Genomic DNA, 19,195 nt, shown 5'->3' on the forward strand with positions numbered 1-19,195 from the left:
AGGGTATGAAGAATGACGGTAAATCGTAAAGGTATTATTTTGGCAGGCGGCTCTGGAACACGCTTGTATCCAGTCACTCAAGCGGTTTCTAAGCAACTGATGCCGGTCTACGATAAGCCTATGGTGTACTACCCACTTAGCACATTGATGCTTGCAGGTATTCGTGACATTTTGCTCATTTCTACACCGCACGACACCCCACGTTTTACTGAGCTCCTAGGCGATGGTTCGCAATGGGGTCTCAATATTCAATATTGCGTTCAACCCTCTCCAGATGGTTTGGCACAAGCATTTACTTTAGGAAAAAACTTTGTTGGCAATGATCCAAGTGCTTTAGTACTTGGGGATAATATTTTTTATGGTCATGAGTTGGTAGACCAACTCAATAGTGCCAATGCGAGAACTGTTGGAGCATCTGTATTTGCTTATCACGTGAATGATCCAGAGCGTTATGGCGTTGTAGAGTTTGATAAAGACTACAAAGCACTCTCCATCGAAGAGAAGCCTCTCAAACCCAGAAGTAGTTACGCGGTGACTGGTCTTTATTTTTACGATAACCAAGTATGTGATATTGCCGCTTCCATTAAGCCTAGTGCGCGTGGTGAGCTCGAGATTACCGACGTCAATCGTGTGTATTTAGAAAAGAATGAATTAAGCGTTGAAATCATGGGCCGTGGCTTTGCTTGGCTCGATACCGGAACGCATGATTCTCTGTTGGATGCAGCTGGGTTTATCGCGACTTTGCAAAAGCGCCAGGGCCTCATGGTGGCATGCCCCGAGGAGATTGCTTATCGTCAGGGCTGGATTAGTGCTGAAGCAGTGCAAAAGGTTGCCGCTCAGTTAAGTAAGAATAGCTATGGACAGTATCTTGGTAAGATTTTGAATGAGTTAAATAACTCTGCTCAGCCCGTATCTTTGTCGCATAAAAAAATTATCGGATAAACATGTCCACTAAGTTATTGATTACGCCTACTGCGATTCATGATGTATTTATTGTGGAGCCTAAAGTATTTGGAGATGAGCGAGGTTGGTTTACCGAATCTTTTAATGCTGAAGACTTCGCTGCTGCTACTGGATTGAATGTTCAATTTGTTCAAGACAATCATTCCTTTTCTCGTCAGTGGACTTTGCGTGGTCTGCATTATCAGCTAGAGAAAACTCAAGGCAAGTTAGTACGCGTGGTTGCTGGAAGCGTATTTGACGTGGCAGTTGATATTCGTAAAGACTCACCAACTTATGGCAAATGGGTAGGGGTTGAATTAAGCGCTGAAAACCATAAGCAACTCTGGATTCCTGCAAAGCTTGCTCACGGCTTTTTAGTACTTTCGCCAACCGCAGAGTTTCTTTACAAAACCACCGATTACTATCATCCGCAAAGCGAAGCTTGCTTGGCCTGGAATGATCCTAAGGTGGCAATTGAGTGGCCTTTGCCGGCCGGCATTCAACCCAATATGAATGCCAAGGATGCAGCTGGTCTTGCGTGGGATGCAGCTCCTAAGTTTTAAGTCTCTTTTGCTTTATTCAAAAGTAAGATAATGCTCATATGAGCAATGCATCTATTGATACCAAACCCCCCAAGATTCTATTGGTAAAACTCTCCTCATTAGGGGATGTATTGCATAACCTGCCAATCGTTTGGGATCTGCGGACACGTTTACCTGATGCTCAAATTGATTGGGTAGTTGAAGAGGGGTATGTTCACCTACTGACGCCGTTGTTATCTAAGAATGGTTTTAAAGGGATTGACCGCATCATTCCTTTTGGTTTGCGTCGCTGGAAAAAGAATCTTCTGCAGCTATCTACTTGGAAAGAATTCTTTGCATTTAAGAAGCAGCTTCAGAAAGTCTCCTATGACATTCTGATTGAAACTCAAGGCCTTTTGAAATCCGCTATTGTGTGTTCCTTGGCGAAGAAGTCTTCAAATGCAGTGATTGCAGGATTGGCTAATGCCACTGAGTTTTCTGGATATGAGCCAATTGCCAGATCTTTCTACAACCAATCTGTACAGGTGCCCATCCAATGTCATGCGGTAGATCGCTCGCGCTGGGTGATGTCCTCTGCTTTAGATTGGCCATTGCTTGAGCGTTCGAGTGCCCCGCAGTTTTATTCTCCGGAATACATTCAATCTTTGAAGTTACCGGCCAAGCTAGTCTCTGAGCAGTTGCTTGCTCCATATGTTTTGTGTTTTCACTCAACGGCTAGAGAGGCTAAGCGTTGGCCTAATAGTGATTGGATTGCTCTCGGTAAGGAGTTATCTAGCCGCGGTTATCAAGTGGTTCTTCCTTGGGGGAATGTAGCTGAGCAAGCAGTTAGTAGAGAAATCGCTGCACAAATTCCGAATGCCTTAGTTCCACCAGCATTCTCAATTGAGGATGCTTTTGGTGTGATTGCCGGCGCTGCATTAGCAGTCGGCGTTGATACCGGCCTAACGCATTTAGCAGCAGTGCTCAACAAGCCCACAGTTGAAATTTATTGTGATTCCCCGCTGTGGAAAACCGAAGGGTATTGGTCGAAGAATATTCGCAATGTGGGAGATATTCAAAAGCCTCCGACAGTAGCCCAAGTGCTTGAGGCCGCGTCTGAATTACTGCCTTAATTAATGCTTTAGTTATCGCAGTAAGGAGTTAATAGCGACTAAGTCTGCATCTGTTAATGCAGCTGCATGAGCCTTCAGCTTGATTGCATTGAGAATAGTGTTGTAGCGTGCTTGCTGCAGTAATGAACGCGTATTAATTAATGAATCCAATGCAATCAATACATCGATATTAATTAAAGTACCAACTTGAAAGCCTAGCTTGCTTGACTCAAGGGCAGACGAGGTAGAACGCTCTGCTGCTTCATAAGCTTTCACGCTAGCCAATCCACCGTAGAACCCGGTGAACGCAGCGCGCGTGTTTTGAGCTGCCGTACGTCTGGAGTTGTCGTAGTTTGCCTTGGCGGCATCAACAAGGGCAGCATTTTGACGGATGACTGAGCTGTTAAAGCCGCCCGATACCAATGGAATAGTCATTTGCAATGCCACGGTGTTGTTATACACATTGGTGCTAGCAGGTGTGTAGTTATTAGGTGTTCCGTTTGAGGTGTTGTACCCGCTTGTGCCTACTAAATTTACGGTTGGATAGTTTAAGGCTTGAGCGCCACGATAAGTACTCTCTGCAAGATTTACAGAGAGTTGGCCGGCTAGCACATTGAAGTTCGCAGCCTCAGCTTGATTTATCCAATCATCTAAAGTTTGGCCCGGTGGCAAATGCGGATTCACGCTCTCAGCAATCGGATTACCATTTGCATCTTTAGATTTGCTGCGTGGATCTCTTAATACACCCTCAATCTTGGCATCTTTCACTAAGGGCTTCAATGCACCTACCGGGCGGCCTACGATTTGTTCCAGAACACCGCGCTTCACAATAAGGTCCGCTTGCGCAGTGATTTCTTGTGAGGTTGCTAAATCCATTGCTGCTTGCGCAGTATTCACATCCACAATAGTTGCTAAGCCGGCATCAAATTTTGCTTGCGCAACTTCTAGTTGTTGTTTGATTAAATCTTTTTTATTTTTATATAGCGCTACATTGTCTTGACTGGTCAGCGTATCAAAGTAAGCCTGTGATACTCGTAAGATCAAATCTTGCTGCGCCAAGAAAAAGCGCATATCCGCTAATTTGGTATTGAGATCACCTTGTTTGAATAGCTCTAGTGCGCCAACGTTGAATACGGGCTGCGTTAAGGTAACCGTATAACTCTTTTGATCAAAGACTCGTGAGTTACCAGCATTATTTGAGACTACAGTGCTGCCGGTGCCGTGTTGATAGTAGCGAGTGCCCCCAGGTGTGGCATTGGCCTGCGGCATGAGCAAGGAGAAGCCCTGCCAATAGAGCTCTTTACTGGCTTGGTAGTTAAAGCGTGCCGCTGTTAAAACAGGGTCACTAAATGCAGCCTCTTGATAAAGCTGAATCAAATCATTTAATTGACCCCTGGTATCGCTAGTCTTGCTTCCATTCAAATTGGATGGGGCTGAAATCGTCGGCAAAGCTGGCTTGGTCGGTGGTGGGGCTATCTGAGGAGGCTGCTCTAGGCCAATCAGGGTTGAGGCGCTCATTGGGGTCGGTAGAGCTGGCCTTGGGGCTGCATTGGGGCTTTGAGCCATGACATTACCAGACCAGGCATTCCAGCCGAGCGCTTGACTAAGGATCAAACCAAAGGCGGTAAGTCGAGAAAGTCTAAAGCGGCTTGGGGTCATGTAATTCAGATACTTTTCAATGTGGCATGCAGTTTAAGGCCAATTTATTCAAATTGCTCATTTAGACACTATTTTGCCAAAACCTCTAGATTGCCCCTCTATACCTATAAAATTTAGGATATGGATCTAATTTTGTTATTAAAAGCAGTCATTCTGGGGGTGGTAGAGGGATTAACGGAGTTTTTGCCGATCTCTAGCACTGGGCATCTGATTTTGGTTGGCGATTTGCTCGACTTTAATGATGACCGAGGCAAGGCATTTGAAGTCATTATTCAGTTTGGCGCCATTCTGGCGGTGTGCTGGGAATTCCGTGAAAAGCTTCTAAAGGTTGCCACTTCTTTTTCAGGCAGCCCTGCGTCTCGTCGTTTTGTTTTGAATCTACTGATCGCCTCTATTCCTGCAATGGGCTTAGCTTTTCTATTTGGCAAATACATCAAGGCAGTACTTTTCGCCCCAATTCCGGTAGCGAGTGCTTTTATTGTTGGCGCACTTATTATTTTTTGGGCTGAGCGTCGTCAACAAAATCTCACAGATGTTTCTACGCGTATTCAGTCGGTAGATGATTTGAGTCCATTAGATGCACTCAAGGTTGGGTTGGCGCAATGTGCCGCGCTGATACCCGGAACATCGCGTTCGGGAGCAACGATTATTGGTGGCATGTTATTTGGCTTACCGCGCGCTGTTGCTACTGAGTTTTCTTTCTTTTTAGCTATCCCAGTAATTGGTGGTGCTACGGCTTATGAGTTATTGAAGTTGTGGAAGAATCCCGTAGCCTTTTCTGGTGAATTTACTCTTGCTATCGTGGTAGGTTTTATTGCCGCCTTTATCTCTGCATTTGTTTGTGTGCGCTGGTTGATTCACTATGTAGCGCACCATAACTTCATTCCATTTGCTTGGTATCGAATCGCTTTTGGATTGCTAGTTTTATTTACTTCTTACACAGGCTTAATTGCCTGGTCTCACTAATTTAAGCCCACGGAATTTAATATGGATGCATCCATTGACGCAATTACCAATAATATTCAGCTGGCTTTGGCCCCTGTATTTTTATTGACTGCAGTTGCCACTTTGATTAACGCGATTTCCGGGCGCCTGGCCAGATCGGTTGATCGGATGCGTGAAATTAGACGAGCGATTAATGAAGGATTGGTTAAGGATGCTGTTTTATTGCAGCATATGAATAAAGAAGCCGATGAAGCTCAAATTCGTGGTCGTCTTTGTACTGCCGCTATCTTTTTTGACGTTCTGAGCGGCGTTTTTATTTCCCTTACTGTTCTTGAATTATTTTTCTTTCAAGCTGGCGCAGTTCGTTCATTACAAACGATGTATGTCATTTGGACTTTTGTATTGGGCCTCATATTTTTTATGACATCACTTTCAATAGTGCTTGCTGAAATTGTTTATGCCTATCGCTCGGCAGGGTGGAATACACCAAGCAGCAACAGCAAATGATAAGAACTGACCGCATTCGTTCTTTTGTTTTAAGGGCCGGTAGAACCACAGCTGGTCAGCAGCGCGCTATTGAGGAGTTGGGTCCTCAGTTTTTAATTCCTTACCAAGCTGCTAATCTCAATTTAAATGAGGCATTTCAAGGTTCAAGCAAGCCAAAGATTCTTGAGATTGGTTTTGGCATGGGTGAGACGACTGCCAAGATCGCCGCACTAAGATCTGAGGATGATTTTTTGGCAATTGAGGTTCATCCACCGGGTGTGGGTGCATTGCTCAAACTCATTGGTGAAAATCAATTAACCAATTTACGCTTAATTCGCCACGATGCTGTTGAGGTGCTTGAGCAGATGATTGCCCAAGATTCATTAGATGGCATTCATATTTATTTTGCAGATCCATGGCATAAGAAGCGTCACCACAAGCGCCGCTTGATTCAGGCGGAGTTTGTCCGTTTATTGGTTTCTAGATTAAAGCCTGGTGGCTATTTGCATTTGGCCACTGATTGGCATAACTATGCTGAGCAAATGCTCTTGGTATTAAATGCTGAGCCTACTTTGCAAAATACTTCTAGTGATTTGGTAAAGATTGAAACCTTTGATGTTTCCGATGTAGCCAAGCCAGAGGAAACGCCAAATGAGTTTAAGCCAACGCTTGAGCAATTAAATACACAGCACGCTGGCTATGTTGAGAGACCAGCTTATCGCCCGGTCACGAAGTTTGAAAACCGCGGCATCAAACTAGGCCACGGTGTTTGGGATCTGGTTTATAAGAAGAAATAAAAAAATTTGGAAATGTAAATGTCAGCAGGGCTTAGCTTGCTTATAAACCGATACAGACATATTTCATTTCGAGATATTCATCCATACCGTAAACGCTACCTTCTCGGCCCAAGCCTGATTGTTTGATGCCGCCAAAGGGGGCAACCTCATTGGAGATGAGGCCGGTGTTTACGCCGACCATTCCGTACTCCAAAGCCTCTGCTACTTTCCAAATGCGACCGATGTCACGGCTATAGAAGTAAGAGGCCAGACCAAATTGACTGCTGTTTGCCAGCTGAATGACTTCTTCATCGCTTTCAAAAGGAATGATTGGTGCAATAGGGCCAAATGTTTCTTCGTAAGTAATGAGCATTTGGCTATTGACGTTGGATAGGATCGTTGGCTCGTAAAAGTTCTTTCCTTCAACAGATGGTTTGCCACCAGTAACCAGTTTGGCACCTTTGCTAATGGCATCAGCGACATGCTTTTTCACTTTTTCAAGGGCAGCAGTTTCAATCAGTGGTCCCTGAGTAATGCCGGCTTGCATGCCGTTACCTACCTTGATGACTTCAAGAGCTTTAGCAAATTTCTCCACAAAAGCATCTTGCACTTTTTTATGAACGTAAAAACGATTTGCACAAACGCAGGTTTGACCTGAGTTTCTAAATTTAGAGGCCATGGCACCAGTAACGGCTGCATCAATATCGGCATCTTCAAAAACAATAAATGGGGCGTGCCCACCTAACTCGAGAGCCAGTTTCTTTACTGTAGGAGCGCATTGCTCCATGAGGATGCGACCAACTTCTGTCGAGCCTGTAAAGGAAAGGTGGCGAACTGTAGGTGATGCGCAGAGTGTTTTGCCTATGGCAATTGATTGATTGGCATCTGCTGTGATGATGTTAATAACACCATCAGGTACGCCAGCACGCTTTGCTAGTTCAGCCAATGCCAATGCTGAGAGTGGTGTAAGTTCTGCAGGTTTAATCACAATCGTGCAGCCGGCGGCCATGGCTGGTGCAATTTTGCGGGTAATCATGGCAATCGGAAAATTCCAAGGAGTGATTGCTACACAAACCCCGATCGGTTGCTTGAGAACCATTAGGCGCTTATCGCCCCAGGTGGTGCTCAAAATAGAGCCTTCAACCCGTTTCGCTTCTTCAGCAAACCATTCCACAAAAGAAGCGCCGTATGCTACTTCACCTGCTGCTTCAGCAAGAGGCTTGCCTTGCTCAAGTGTCATTAAGGTAGCGAGATCTTGTGTATTGGCAATAATCAGATCAAACCATTTGCGCATGATTTGCGCACGCTCTTTTGCTAGCTTGCTACGCCATGCTGGCAGTGCTTTTTCTGCGGCGGTGATGGCGAGTTCGGCATCAGTCGTTGCAAGATTAGCAACATGAGCGATGACTTCATCAGTAGCGGGGTTATTAACTGCAAAGGTATTTTTAGAGTCCAGCCATTGACCGTTTATGAAGGCTGCCTCTTTAAAAAGGCTGGAGTCTTTTAGTTGGGTGCGAATATCTACTTTTTGCATGATGTCTGACCTTGATATGGATGCAAATCATTTTATCCCCTAACAAGTAAAAAAGCCTCCAGGCACGTACGCTTGGAGGCTTAGCTTCTTAACAGCTGGCAACTTAGTATTAGCCCGCTTGAGTCTCGGCAGTGCGTAGTTTTTGCGCGAGCAGGTCTAAGACGCCATTAACGTATTTATGGCCGTCAGTGCCGCCAAAGGTTTTGGCAAGCTCAACAGCTTCGTTGATTGCTACTTTGTAAGGCACTGAGAGGTCAACTGCTAGTTCATATGCGCCAATCAAGAGGGCTGCATGCTCCACAGGAGACAATTCATTGATGGGGCGATCCAGTGCCGGGGTGATGATTGCTTCAAGTTCATCTGTACGGGCTAAAACACCATCGAAGATGCCCTGAAACAAATCAAGCTGGCAACGACGAAATGCAGGATCTTCGGATAACTGCTTAGCAATAGCAGCACCATTTGGAATGCTGCCAGCACGACGCATGACGAGACTTTGATACACGCCTTGAAGAGCGTATTCACGAGCACGACGGCGTGGGGTTAGAGAGCGCTTAGCGGGGGCCTTGGCATCTTTGGCAGGTACTAAGTTTTCTGGATTTGGGATAGATTTAGACATGTTTTACTCTTGGCTCGAATTGATTTCGATATCAATATCTGGTGTTAGGGCAAGTGCCAAGTTAGCCATTTCTACAACGGCTTGAGCGCATTCAGCACCCTTCACTTGGACACGTGCAAGAGCTTGTTCATCCGTATCGCAGGTGAGCACGCCGTTTGCGATTGGTAAACCAGAATCAATGGAGATGCGAGTAATGCCTGCAGCAGATTCATTGGAGACTAATTCAAAGTGATAGGTCTCACCACGAATAACAGCCCCTAAAGCAACTAAGCCATCGAACTCGCCAGTCTCAGCCATTTTTTGTAGGGCAAATGGAATCTCTAATGCGCCAGGCACAGTGACGAGCTTGATATCAGATTGATTAACACCTAGGGAAATCAATTCATTAATACAAGCATTTGTGAGTGCTACGCAATGATCTTCATTGAAGCGCGCTTGCACCACGCCAACACGTAGATCTTGCCCATTTAAATCAGCCTCTAATACGCCTACAAATTCATTGGTGGAGTCAGTCATAGTATTTTTAGATTAAAGGTTTAAAAGGGGTGTAGCCTGTTACTTCCAGCTTGTAGCCGGAGAGACTTGGTACTGGGCTTGGGTTGGCTAGTAAGCGCATTTTCCCTACGCCAATATCTTTCAGAATTTGTGCACCAATACCGTAGCTTCTGAAATCTGTTTTGCGCGCCAAAGGTTTTTGTTCGGCATCATGAGGGCGATTGAGTTTCTGAAACTGGGCAAGCCAATCAGTATCGCTAGGCGCTGCAATTCCGGAAGCGTTTAACAATACAGCCACACCAGCAGGGGCCGCGGCAATCGCTTGCAGTGCTTGGGCTAGTGGCCAAGAGTGGGTGCTGACGTTAGAGTCTAAAAAGTCCAGAACGGTAACAGGCTCATGTACGCGCACTAATGTTTCTTGCGCCTCAGAAGGCTTTCCGTGTACTAATGCAACGTGCACGCATGAACTTGGAGTGTCGCGATAAATAATCCCCTGGAATTTTCCCCAAGGGGTAATAAATTCACGAGTACCTTCACGCACCACAATGCTTTCATGTTGGCTGCGATATTGGATCAAGTCAGCAATGCTGCCAATTTTTAATTGATGTTCTTTTGCAAACTCTAGTAAGTCAGGAAGGCGGGCCATGCTGCCATCGTCTTTCATGATTTCGCAGATGACTGAGGTTGGTGAGCAACCGGCCATAGCTGCAAGATCGCAACCGGCTTCAGTATGTCCAGAGCGAATCAATACGCCGCCAGGTTGAGCCATCAACGGAAATATATGACCAGGTTGAACTAAATCACTAGGCTTAGCATTTGGTGCCACCGCAGTTTTAATGGTGAGCGCACGGTCTGCCGCAGAGATACCAGTAGTCACGCCTGTCGCAGCTTCAATAGAAACTGTGAAATTGGTTCCCATAGAGGTGCCGTTATCTCTCACCATTAATGGCAGGTTGAGTTGTTGGCAGCGCTCGCGGGTTAGGGTCAGGCAGATGAGGCCACGGCCATGCTTGGCCATGAAATTCACCGCTTCTGCAGTGACATGATCTGCGGCCAGCACCAAGTCCCCCTCGTTTTCACGATCTTCTTCGTCGACAAGGATCACCATTTTGCCGGCACGCATGTCGGCAATGATTTCTTCGGTGGAGGCTAGGGTATTTGGCATAGCCTTCTATTTTAAGCTCAGGACAGGGTTGTCGTGAGGTCTCACAGCAATATCCAGCCGTTCAGACGGCAAGAGCCTGACAAGACTGTTTTATCTAGCCCTTACCCCTTAGAAAATGGGCAATGACCACGCAAAACGGCAGTCACTCGATTAATTGGTTTGCAAGCCCGGACGGGTTCATTTTGCTTGAGGTCTTGGTGGCTATGAGCCTCATTATGGGTGCCTGGATGGTCTCGGCCAATGCTTATCAGCGATTGGCTCTGGTCCTGGTCCAACAAGAAAGTAAAAGATCAGAAATAAGGAGGCAATTTGACGTGCATGAACTTGAGGTCTATTCCAAGGCGGTTGCTCTTTATGAAGCAGGGGGTGTGAAGAATGAGTTTGCTCGAGTGCCTGGTCGGAATCACACTTTGCGCGCTTCTTCTAAATCCTCTACTAAAGGCAAGCGCTGAATTAGCAACTAAGCAAATAGAGTATGAAAAAACCCAATCATTAATCTCTGAAGCGGAACGTGCGTTTGAACTCATGGGGCGTGCGATTCGAATGGCGGGTTATCAAAACATCAAAACCAAAAATGATTCCAATAATTCTGATGCCACAAAGTGGTTTATTCAGGTAAATAAAAAAGTAGGCTATCGAGGTTCAGATTCATTGAGTGTTCAATATAAATTATCTGATGGGGTGGATTTTGATTGTATTGGCAACATTCTTAGCAAAGAGCGCACCAAAAAAGATTTGGCCTTTCAGGGTTTTATCGTTGAGCGACAAGCAGGAATTGCTAAAGGTACGAAAGTAAACGGAGGTTCACTTATTTGCCAATCGCTAGATCGACAAGGAAGAGTGCAAAACACCACGCTCATGAATGGAATTAATCATTTGTTTGTTGAGGACATTAACTCCCCCCAAAGGGCAGGTGGCATTGGTGATAGGGCTCCCAGGCTATATAAGATCAGCCTGCAAATGACCGATGGTGCTCTAGTCAATATAGATTTTGAGAGAACGTTTGCAACTAGGAACATGCCTTGATTCTGGCTTGGGTAATTTCTTTGCTATTACTTTGCTCTTCTCTAATCTCATACATAGAGCGTCTTGGGACTTTACGCATCATTGAGGTTAATACTATGAGCGAGTCCCATAAAAAATTTATTGCTGCAGAAAAAGCAGTGCAAGAGTGCGAAGAAAATATCACTGCGTTAAGTCAAGCACAAAGCAGTCTTTGTTTTATACAACCAGTCGGCAATCATCGTTGGCTTATATCTAGCAAGGAAAAACCAGGCATACAGATTGGTGTTGTAGTTGATGAAAAAACAGGAGTTGTTACTCGTATAAATTGGCGCCAAGTCTTTGAGTAAAAACCGCGTGTGTCAAAAAGGTTCAACCTTGCTGGAGTTAATGGCGGTTGTGCTAATTATTGCTATTACTGCAACGATGAGTATGCCGCTCTTGCAAGAGCAAATTGCCACTCGTGAAATTGATACTGCTGCTCGCAGATTTATTGCTCATGCCCACTTCGCGCGTCAGCAAGCTTTGCATACAGGGGAGTCCGTCAAACTCGCCCCCGTGAATGGTGAGCTCTGGGAAGATGGCTGGGTAATTCAAAGTGGCTGTATTGGCAAGCAGGCGAGCTCAAACTGCCAACCTAAAAACTGGCTTTCTCAGGGGAATATTGAGCCTGTGTACTTTAAGGGTGGAGGCAGGCAATTTTCTGACCCGCATTCTGGCAAGAGGGGGATTTTGTTTAACGCTGCCGGCGCTGCCAAGACTGGAAAAGGTGGGTTTGTGGCCAATCGTCTGATTCTGGGGCATCAAAGGGCTCCTCATTTAGAAAGGCAAATGATTCTGGGTAGTGGTGGGCGCTGGCGCATCTGTGATCCTGCTAGGGATGCAAAGCGCTGTCATTGAATGGTTTAATAGACCCTATGTACAGCGCAGTTGACCACCAAATGATGAGCGAAGCTTTGGCCCAAGCTCAAAAAGCACTCTATCTTTCCAACCCAAATCCGCGGGTTGGATGCGTTATTGCGAAAGAGGGAAAAATCATTGGGCGCGGCTTTACTCAAGCAGTCGGAAAGGCACATGCAGAAGTGCAAGCGCTGGCAGATGCTAAAGCCCAGGGTAACGATGTTGCTGGATCAACAATCTATGTGACCCTAGAGCCATGTAGCCATACTGGTAGAACACCTCCTTGTGTAGATGCTTTGCTAGCAGCTAAGCCAGCAAAAGTGATTGTGGCAATGACCGATCCTAATCCGCTTGTCGCGGGCAATGGTTTGGAAAAGCTAAGAGCTGCCGGCATTGAAGTGCAATCCGGTTTGCTAGAGTCAGAAGCGCAATCACTCAATCGTGGATTTATTTCTAGAATGACACGCGGCTTGCCATGGGTGCGCATGAAAATTGCGGCTAGCTTAGATGGCAAAACTGCTTTGCCCGATGGTCGTAGTCAATGGATTACAGGCCCACTTGCTCGAGCTGATGGTCATCACTGGCGCGCACAAGCATGCGCCATCATTACAGGTGTTGGCACAGTAAAAGAAGATGATCCTAGTCTGAACGTGAGAGAGGTTGAGACGCTAAGGCAGCCGATGCGAATCATTATTGATTCCAAATTAGAGATTCCACAAACAGCTAAGATTTTGCAAAACCCAGAGAAGTCTGGTGTTTTGATCGTATGCGCAAATTTAGATAACCCTGAGATGCAAGCAAAGGCCAAGAATTTTGAGGCGCGCGGTATTCAGGTGATCGCAATGGCTAATGCATTTGGTAAGGTGGATTTGCCGAGCTTATTTTCCTATCTCGCCAAAGAGCGTGAGATGAATGAAATCCATATTGAATCTGGCTTTAAGCTCAATGGCTCAATGCTCAGGGAAGATTGCGTAGATGAGCTGTTGTTCTATTACGCACCGTTCCTGATGGGCGAGGGCATTGGCATGGCTAATGTTGGCCCATTAAATGAATTAAGTCAGCGCCAGAATTGGCAGATCATAGATCAAACCCTTTTTGGCCCTGATCTGCGCTTGCGTTTGATTAAGAACTAAAATCTCCCCATGTTTACAGGAATCATTACGGCCGTCGGCCAAATCAAAAGCGCCCAAGCCAAGGGCGATGGTTTGCATCTCCTTGTAGAGGTGCCAGACGGCTACCTTGATGATGTTGCCTTGGGTGACAGCATTGCGATTCAGGGTGCATGTATGACAGCCACCCAATTAACAAAAAACTCATTTGCCTTAGACATCTCTCGCGAGTCCCTCAATAAGACAGTGGGCTTAGATAAGGTGGGCGCGGTCAATTTAGAGAAGGCCTTGCGTTTAAATGATCGCCTCGGCGGTCATTTAGTCAGTGGTCACGTAGATGGCGTTGGCAAAGTGGCTCACTTTTCTCAAGTAGCTAACGATGCCTATGGATCTTGGCTGCTGCAAATCGAGGCACCTAAAGAACTAGCTCCGTTTTTGGCATACAAAGGTTCTATCGTTGTGAATGGCGTATCGCTTACAGTGAACAAGACCGAAGACAGTGCTACTGCTTGTATTGTCGATATCAATATCATCCCTCATACCCTAGAAAACACTACTCTAGGAAAGCTTGGGCAAGGCGACGCAGTGAATCTGGAGATAGATTTGATTGCGCGTTACGTAGCACGCATGCTCGATAAGATTTAAATCTTAACTTTTATCGTATTGCCGCCTTTACGAGCCATAACGGTTTGAATAAGCGAGACATCATCAATCAGCTCAAGTAATGTCTCGTATGCTCTGGTCGATAAAAGATAGGCTATTGGCTTATTGCGACTCGATATGGCTGTGGGCTGACTATCCGAAAGCTGTTTAAGTATGTTCGGATTGCGCCTTAATTCAGTCATACAGACAGAAGCTTTGGGGATGAGTATTTTTGGGGTGCCCATATAAGTCTAAATTTTAAATGGTTTAAACCCTATTTTTTTATGGCTATATGGCCCTACTTGCAATAGTCCCAATTTGGGACTAAAATGACCCGGTGCGAGTAATAGCGAGAAAACACTTAATTAATTTTTGGCGCATTCATCCTGATGCTGAGCAACCTCTCAAGGCTTGGTATGACGAGGTAACTCATCTCACTTGGAAAAAGCCACAAGATATAAAGAATCAATATCGAAGTGCGAGTTTTATAGCTCACAACAGGGTAGTCTTTAATATCAAGGGAAATGCATATCGCTTAGTTGTTGCTGTTGCTTATAGCTTTGGTGCAGTTTATGTGAAATTTATTGGTAGTCATGCTGCCTATGATCGAATTGATGCTTGCACAGTACAGCTGGAGGAGAAATGAAAGATTTGAAACCTATTCGCAATAAGACGGAATATAAAGAGGCACTAGCACAAGCGTCTCACTATTTTGATCACGAGCCAAAGCCTGGAAGCAGGGATGGTGACAGATTTGAGATTCTCTTGATGCTCATAGAGGCTTATGAAAGCAAGCATTATGCAATTCTTCCGCCGGATCCAATTGAGGCAATCAAATTCAGAATGGAGCAATCTGGATTGAGTCCAAAGGATTTGCAGCCAATGATCGGCGGACTAAATCGTGTGTATGAGATATTGAACCGAAAGCGTCCGCTTACATTAAAGATGATTTGGAGATTGCACTCTATGTTGGGAATTCCTGCTGATAGTTTGATTCAGCAGGATGATGAGCTACATGCTGCCTAATTCTTAATACTTTTTTGATAGCGCGTAGGATCGCTCACATTAGCCTGCTCAAAGCCAGCCTGTCTTAGACGGCAAGATTCGCATTCACCACAGGCTTCGCCTAAATCATTGGCTTGATAGCAAGATACCGTTTGGGAGTAGTCCACGCCCATAGTGTTACCTAGCTGAATAATTTGCGCTTTAGTAAGACTAATGATTGGTGCATGCACCCGAAAGCGATTCTCATCATTAATAGCTTCTACACCTGCTTTGGTTGCTAGGTTGGCCATGTGCTCAAAAGAAGCTACGTACTCTGGTCTGCAATCTGGATAACCTGAGTAATCAACGGCATTAGCGCCATAGAAAACATCTAGTCCGCCCAATGACTCTGCCCAACCCAGGGCGAGCGATAGCAAGATCGTATTGCGTGCAGGCACATAGGTGACTGGGATCTCTTGATCTTTGCCTGGGGTAATCGGAACTGCGATAGAGGAATCCGTTAAAGCAGAACCACCAAAGCGGGTGAGATCTAAATTCACCACCTCATGACGAGCAACACCAATTTGTTTGGCGATATGCTTTGCAGCCGCAAGTTCAGAAGAGTGCCTTTGTCCATAACCCACTGAAAGGGCGTAAGGCGTGTATCCAAGGTCTTTCGCAAGAGCTAAAACAGTTGTGGAATCTAAGCCACCAGAAAACAAGATCACTGCAGGGGCGCCAGGCTTGCGTGGCGCCAGTGATTCAAATGCAGCAGATAAATTAGACATGCTTAGACAGTGATGATGAATTACTTCGTAGCAGCGATCATTTGCTGCGCATCTTTTGCGGCATCAGTATCTGGATACTTGGCAATGATGTCGCTAAATGTTTTTTTGGCCGCCGCTTTGTTGCCGCTTTCTAATTGAGCATTTCCTAAAGTCACCATTGCTGCTGGAATGCGCGGATGATTTGGATATTTCTTAATCAGACTTTGGAGTTGGCTAATGGCACCAGCATATTCTTTATTCGCGTACTTGCTATTGCCACTCCAGTAGAGCGCAAGTGGCAAGTAAGGACTTTTTGGATATTTCGCAGTGAATGCAGTAAAGCTATCGTCAGCCTTTTTGAGGTTGCCTGCTTGAAATGCTTTTAATGCATCGTCGTAAGCTTTTTTCTCGCCAGGTTGAACTGTACCGCTGACACCTTCGATTGTGGCTGTACGTGGCTCAAAATTACCTAAGCGAGTATCCAGATCTTGGTAGTAAGTCTTCTGACTGGTATTGATGTCTTCGCCTTGCTTCTCAAGCTCTTCTACCTTACCGCGCAGCTCTGCGTTCTCTGTTTTGAGTTTGTCTATTTGACCCTGCAACTCAAGCTGGGTGGTGGCAAGAGACTTGCGCAGATCCAAAATAGCCTTACGGGCTTCATCATCGGAGAAGAGGGCCCAAGCACTATTAGATGCGCCCAAGCAAATGAGTGCAGCACTTAAACAAAACGCTCGTGAGAGCGTTTGTTTTACTGAGTGAGAAAGCGTCATCATTAGTTCGTAATGTAAACAATATCAGCGCGGCGATTTTGTGCCCATGCTGCTTCATTGTCACCTTCAGCTTTCGGCTTTTCTTTACCAAAGCTCACTGCTTCCATTTGGTCATCGGAAACGCCCATCAAGTTCAACGACTTGCGCACTGCATCAGAACGACGCTGGCCAAGTGCCAAGTTGTATTCTGCTGTACCGCGTTCATCAGTATTACCTTGAATAATGACCTTTTGTTTTGGATTGGCTTTTAGGTAGCTTGCGTGAGCAGACAACATTTTTTGATATTTAGTCTGAACGGTGTACTCATCAAAGCCGAAGTAAACGCTCTTTTCAAAAAGCGGGCTGCTTGGATCATTCCATGGCTGTGAACCAAATTTGCCACTACCGCTGCCGTTGGCACCATCGGTGTCGTCCAACTTCACGCTAGAACATGCTGCCATGAGCAATGCAGTAGCGCCGATAAGAGCAAATGTCGCTGCGCGACGTGCGATAGAAATCTTCATGAATTTTCCTTTTTCCTACAAGCTGAATGACAAATTAACTAATAAAAGCCGCTCCAAAGGAGCTAATAGTTAATATTATGCCCCCAAGAACATCAAAAGTGACTATTTAAGCCCTTAAAAAGGGCTTAGTCCATGAACGGACCCCAGGAAGGCTGACGAACGTCAGATCCTGGGATGCTGAGCACCTGCTTAGAGTTTCCGTCTACTGAAACAGCAGCTAGGACACGCTTGCCACCCACTTTGGTGGAATAGAGAACGTAGCGACCATTAGCCGCAAAGGAAGGGGATTCATCGCTAGTGCCATCAGTGAGAGCTTGCGCATCACCGGTAGCCAGATTGAGAATGTAGAGACGATAGGCGCCACCAATATTCGCAATGTAGGCTAAATACTTTCCATCGGGCGAGATGCGTGGTGAGGTGACGAAACCTTGTTTGAAGGTCACGCGTTTCACACCTTCAGCCTGTTCGCCATCGGCGCTCATACGATAGATTTGCGGATTACCACCACGATCACTGGTGAAGTAGATAAAACGACCATCAGCAGAATATTGTGGTTCGGTATCAATTGTGTTGCCACGAGTTAAGCGATGCAAACCAGTGCCATCTGCATTGATGCCATAGATCTGCGTGTTGCCATCTTTAGATAATGAGATCGCCAATTTTTTTCCATCAGGCGACCAAGCTGGTGCACTGTTGTTACCTTTTTGATTGGAAAGAGAAATGCGACGACCAGTAGCAAGTTCGTGAACATAGATTACTGGCTTGCGATCTTCAAAAGAAACGTAAGCTACTTTCTTGCCATCTGGTGACCATGATGGGGAAATGATTGGCTCGCCGCTGTTCATAGCATTACGAATGTTTTGACCGTCTGCGTCAGAGATCACAAGGCGATAGCGCTTGCCATCCTTGATGACATAGGAGAGGCGGGTGGAGAACACGCCACGCTCACCAAGCAATTTATAAATAATGTCATCAGCAATTTTGTGAGCTGCTGCACGCAAGTTATCGGCGCTAGAGTTCAGATTTAAGCCACCAAGACTGACTGATTTACGAATATCAAATAGCTTGTAGTGGATCTCGAATTGACCATTGCCTGTTTGCACAACCGATCCAACCACCAATGCATCAGCACCACGTGCTGCCCAAGATTTGTAATTCGGCGTACCTTCATCACTCTCAACGGCATTGCCGTTCTCGGTATTTTTAAAGTAACCGCTGCGAGCTAAATCTTGACGAATGATTTCAGTAACGGAGGTTGGTAATTTGTTTTCATCCTTAAAGCGCATTACTGCGATTGGATAGAGTGACTGACCTACACCAGTGATTTCAATATTCATCTGCGCTAGCGCAGGTGTTGCGATGCTAGCGCACAAAGTTATTACGATTAAGCCAAAAGAATTCAGTTTAGATATCAATCTTTTTGCTGTTTGCAACATGCATTAATCCTTGGGTTTAAAAGTCAGTTTCACTTCGCGTTGTGGAATTTTGCCATTGTCGTCTTTTGGTAGGCTCTCTGCACGTGAAAGCGCTAGCAGCACCGCACGATCCCAGCCAGCATTGCCGCTAGAAGACTGAATGCTAGTGCTCAAAATAGCCCCATCAGGCGCCAGGCTAACCAAAATCACTGCAGCTGGGTTACCGCTGACGGATTCAGGATTAAAGACGATTAATGGCTTGACCTTCTTAATGACTTTATCGGTCCATCCTGGGGGCGCATTGCCACCACCGCCAACACCGCTTCCGACCGTGCCACCGCTACCACCTTCAGCGCCAGCTGCTGCACGCAAGCGCGCCAATTGATCTGCGCGTGCTTTTTCAGCTGCAGCATTTGCTTTTGTCTCAGCAGGAGATTGTGCTTTTGGTGCTTCAGCTTTTTTTGGCTTCTCAGGTTCTTTCGCCTTCTCTTTTGGCGGGGGAGGCTTTACTGTTTTTGGTGTTTCTTTTACTTCTTTTTTCGGCGGATCTTTCTCTACCTTCTTTTTCTTGATGGCAATGTCAGCAGCCTCTTCTTTCATTTCCGTTTTGAGTTCTGGCTCGGGTGGTGCTTGAATTTGTGGAGTGGAATCCCAGAGTTCTACTTCGACACCTGAAGATGTGCTGTTGTTCCAGCTAATGCCAATCATTAAAAATGCTAGCAAGCCAAGATGAACTACAAGAGAAAAAGTAAACGCACGTTTCGTGCTTTCAGCCTTGGTGTGTCGACCTCGCTTGAATGGCGAGAAAGAGGGTTGAAAAGTAGGAGCGCTATTCATGGGCAATTAAAA

At 45.8% G+C, this 19,195-nt stretch carries 25 protein-coding genes; 14 read left to right on the top strand and 11 right to left on the bottom strand.

What is annotated here, in order from left to right; translation table 11 throughout:
- Positions 1-12: 12 nt before the first annotated feature.
- From rfbA to waaC, 3 genes are read left to right on the top strand one after another with little or no spacing between them, the layout of a single operon-like run.
- Positions 13-942 carry a glucose-1-phosphate thymidylyltransferase RfbA gene (gene rfbA, locus ICN10_RS05940; protein ID WP_216213660.1) on the top strand — a complete coding sequence of 310 codons (930 nt, stop codon included), beginning with the start codon at positions 13-15 and terminating at the stop codon, positions 940-942.
- Between the two features lie 2 nt (positions 943-944).
- Complete coding sequence (gene rfbC / locus ICN10_RS05945) at positions 945-1,505, top strand: dTDP-4-dehydrorhamnose 3,5-epimerase (protein ID WP_216213663.1); 561 nt, start codon at positions 945-947, stop codon at positions 1,503-1,505.
- Positions 1,506-1,543: 38 nt separating this feature from the next.
- Positions 1,544-2,596, top strand: a complete 1,053-nt coding sequence (gene waaC / locus ICN10_RS05950) for a lipopolysaccharide heptosyltransferase I (protein WP_216213666.1) — start codon at positions 1,544-1,546, stop codon at positions 2,594-2,596.
- A gap of 12 nt (positions 2,597-2,608) precedes the next feature.
- Here the strand turns inward: waaC and ICN10_RS05955 are convergent, their stop codons facing one another.
- Positions 2,609-4,234, bottom strand: a complete 1,626-nt coding sequence (locus ICN10_RS05955; RefSeq protein WP_216213670.1) for a TolC family protein — start codon at positions 4,232-4,234, stop codon at positions 2,609-2,611.
- Between the two features lie 120 nt (positions 4,235-4,354).
- Here ICN10_RS05955 and ICN10_RS05960 point away from each other — a divergent pair, with 120 nt between their 5' ends.
- From ICN10_RS05960 to trmB, 3 genes are read left to right on the top strand one after another with little or no spacing between them, the layout of a single operon-like run.
- Positions 4,355-5,200 (top strand): undecaprenyl-diphosphate phosphatase, encoded by an 846-nt coding sequence (locus ICN10_RS05960; protein ID WP_216213673.1) that lies wholly within the window; start codon positions 4,355-4,357, stop codon positions 5,198-5,200.
- A 21-nt stretch (positions 5,201-5,221) separates the two neighbouring features.
- Positions 5,222-5,686: a DUF2721 domain-containing protein gene (locus tag ICN10_RS05965; protein WP_216213675.1), complete on the top strand. Its 465-nt coding sequence runs from the start codon at positions 5,222-5,224 to the stop codon at positions 5,684-5,686.
- On the top strand, positions 5,683-6,462 hold the full coding sequence (trmB, locus tag ICN10_RS05970) for a tRNA (guanosine(46)-N7)-methyltransferase TrmB (protein ID WP_216213678.1): 780 nt from the start codon (positions 5,683-5,685) through the stop codon (positions 6,460-6,462). Before ICN10_RS05965 ends, trmB begins: the two co-directional genes overlap by 4 nt.
- Positions 6,463-6,502: 40 nt before the next feature.
- Here trmB and ICN10_RS05975 read toward each other — a convergent pair whose 3' ends face one another.
- The 4 genes from ICN10_RS05975 to ribBA all read right to left on the bottom strand — a co-directional run bounded on the left by ICN10_RS05975 (position 6,503) and on the right by ribBA (position 10,254).
- Positions 6,503-7,975, bottom strand: coding sequence for an NAD-dependent succinate-semialdehyde dehydrogenase (locus tag ICN10_RS05975; protein ID WP_216213679.1), 1,473 nt, complete (start codon positions 7,973-7,975; stop codon positions 6,503-6,505).
- A gap of 109 nt (positions 7,976-8,084) precedes the next feature.
- Positions 8,085-8,594 (bottom strand): transcription antitermination factor NusB, encoded by a 510-nt coding sequence (gene nusB / locus ICN10_RS05980; RefSeq protein WP_216213681.1) that lies wholly within the window; start codon positions 8,592-8,594, stop codon positions 8,085-8,087.
- Positions 8,595-8,597: 3 nt separating this feature from the next.
- Complete coding sequence (gene ribH / locus ICN10_RS05985; RefSeq protein ID WP_216213683.1) at positions 8,598-9,110, bottom strand: 6,7-dimethyl-8-ribityllumazine synthase; 513 nt, start codon at positions 9,108-9,110, stop codon at positions 8,598-8,600.
- Between the two features lie 7 nt (positions 9,111-9,117).
- Positions 9,118-10,254, bottom strand: a complete 1,137-nt coding sequence (gene ribBA, locus ICN10_RS05990) for a bifunctional 3,4-dihydroxy-2-butanone-4-phosphate synthase/GTP cyclohydrolase II (protein ID WP_216213686.1) — start codon at positions 10,252-10,254, stop codon at positions 9,118-9,120.
- A 122-nt stretch (positions 10,255-10,376) separates the two neighbouring features.
- Here ribBA and ICN10_RS05995 point away from each other — a divergent pair, with 122 nt between their 5' ends.
- The 6 genes from ICN10_RS05995 (at position 10,377) to ICN10_RS06020 (ending at position 13,910) form a co-directional block, all read left to right on the top strand.
- Complete coding sequence (locus ICN10_RS05995; protein ID WP_216213689.1) at positions 10,377-10,706, top strand: hypothetical protein; 330 nt, start codon at positions 10,377-10,379, stop codon at positions 10,704-10,706.
- A complete protein-coding gene (locus ICN10_RS06000; RefSeq protein WP_216213691.1) occupies positions 10,630-11,280 on the top strand; it encodes a hypothetical protein in 651 nt (216 codons plus the stop codon). The genes ICN10_RS05995 and ICN10_RS06000 overlap by 77 nt, the downstream gene beginning before the upstream one ends.
- 95 nt (positions 11,281-11,375) lie before the next feature.
- The gene (locus ICN10_RS06005) at positions 11,376-11,606 is read left to right on the top strand and encodes a hypothetical protein (protein ID WP_255536820.1); all 231 of its coding nucleotides are present in this window, start codon (positions 11,376-11,378) and stop codon (positions 11,604-11,606) included.
- Positions 11,599-12,156, top strand: coding sequence for a Tfp pilus assembly protein FimT/FimU (locus ICN10_RS06010; protein WP_255536821.1), 558 nt, complete (start codon positions 11,599-11,601; stop codon positions 12,154-12,156). Before ICN10_RS06005 ends, ICN10_RS06010 begins: the two co-directional genes overlap by 8 nt.
- Positions 12,157-12,173: 17 nt before the next feature.
- Complete coding sequence (gene ribD / locus ICN10_RS06015) at positions 12,174-13,289, top strand: bifunctional diaminohydroxyphosphoribosylaminopyrimidine deaminase/5-amino-6-(5-phosphoribosylamino)uracil reductase RibD (RefSeq protein ID WP_216213697.1); 1,116 nt, start codon at positions 12,174-12,176, stop codon at positions 13,287-13,289.
- A gap of 9 nt (positions 13,290-13,298) precedes the next feature.
- Positions 13,299-13,910, top strand: coding sequence for a riboflavin synthase (locus tag ICN10_RS06020; protein WP_216213700.1), 612 nt, complete (start codon positions 13,299-13,301; stop codon positions 13,908-13,910).
- Here the strand turns inward: ICN10_RS06020 and ICN10_RS06025 are convergent.
- A complete protein-coding gene (locus ICN10_RS06025; protein ID WP_216213703.1) occupies positions 13,907-14,110 on the bottom strand; it encodes a type II toxin-antitoxin system Phd/YefM family antitoxin in 204 nt (67 codons plus the stop codon). The two genes, ICN10_RS06020 and ICN10_RS06025, sit on opposite strands and share 4 nt — an antisense overlap.
- Before the next feature lie 134 nt (positions 14,111-14,244).
- Between ICN10_RS06025 and ICN10_RS06030 the strand changes: the two genes are divergently transcribed.
- Together ICN10_RS06030 and ICN10_RS06035 are read left to right on the top strand one after the other, a co-directional pair.
- Entirely contained in the window at positions 14,245-14,553 is a 309-nt protein-coding gene (locus tag ICN10_RS06030) for a type II toxin-antitoxin system HigB family toxin (protein ID WP_216213706.1), read from the top strand.
- On the top strand, positions 14,550-14,933 hold the full coding sequence (locus ICN10_RS06035; protein WP_216213708.1) for a type II toxin-antitoxin system HigA family antitoxin: 384 nt from the start codon (positions 14,550-14,552) through the stop codon (positions 14,931-14,933). Before ICN10_RS06030 ends, ICN10_RS06035 begins: the two co-directional genes overlap by 4 nt.
- Here ICN10_RS06035 and queC read toward each other — a convergent pair.
- The 5 genes from queC to tolA all read right to left on the bottom strand — a co-directional run bounded on the left by queC (position 14,930) and on the right by tolA (position 19,183).
- A complete protein-coding gene (gene queC / locus ICN10_RS06040; protein WP_216213710.1) occupies positions 14,930-15,679 on the bottom strand; it encodes a 7-cyano-7-deazaguanine synthase QueC in 750 nt (249 codons plus the stop codon). The two genes, ICN10_RS06035 and queC, sit on opposite strands and share 4 nt — an antisense overlap.
- 20 nt (positions 15,680-15,699) lie before the next feature.
- A complete protein-coding gene (gene ybgF, locus ICN10_RS06045; RefSeq protein WP_216213713.1) occupies positions 15,700-16,431 on the bottom strand; it encodes a tol-pal system protein YbgF in 732 nt (243 codons plus the stop codon).
- A complete protein-coding gene (pal, locus tag ICN10_RS06050; protein WP_216213717.1) occupies positions 16,431-16,931 on the bottom strand; it encodes a peptidoglycan-associated lipoprotein Pal in 501 nt (166 codons plus the stop codon). The genes ybgF and pal overlap by 1 nt, the downstream gene beginning before the upstream one ends.
- Before the next feature lie 125 nt (positions 16,932-17,056).
- Positions 17,057-18,367: a Tol-Pal system beta propeller repeat protein TolB gene (gene tolB / locus ICN10_RS06055; RefSeq protein WP_216213719.1), complete on the bottom strand. Its 1,311-nt coding sequence runs from the start codon at positions 18,365-18,367 to the stop codon at positions 17,057-17,059.
- 3 nt (positions 18,368-18,370) lie between these two features.
- Positions 18,371-19,183 (bottom strand): cell envelope integrity protein TolA, encoded by an 813-nt coding sequence (gene tolA / locus ICN10_RS06060; protein WP_216213722.1) that lies wholly within the window; start codon positions 19,181-19,183, stop codon positions 18,371-18,373.
- Positions 19,184-19,195: the final 12 nt, after the last annotated feature.

Source organism: Polynucleobacter sp. 86C-FISCH, assembly GCF_018882415.1.
Classification (GTDB): domain Bacteria; phylum Pseudomonadota; class Gammaproteobacteria; order Burkholderiales; family Burkholderiaceae; genus Polynucleobacter.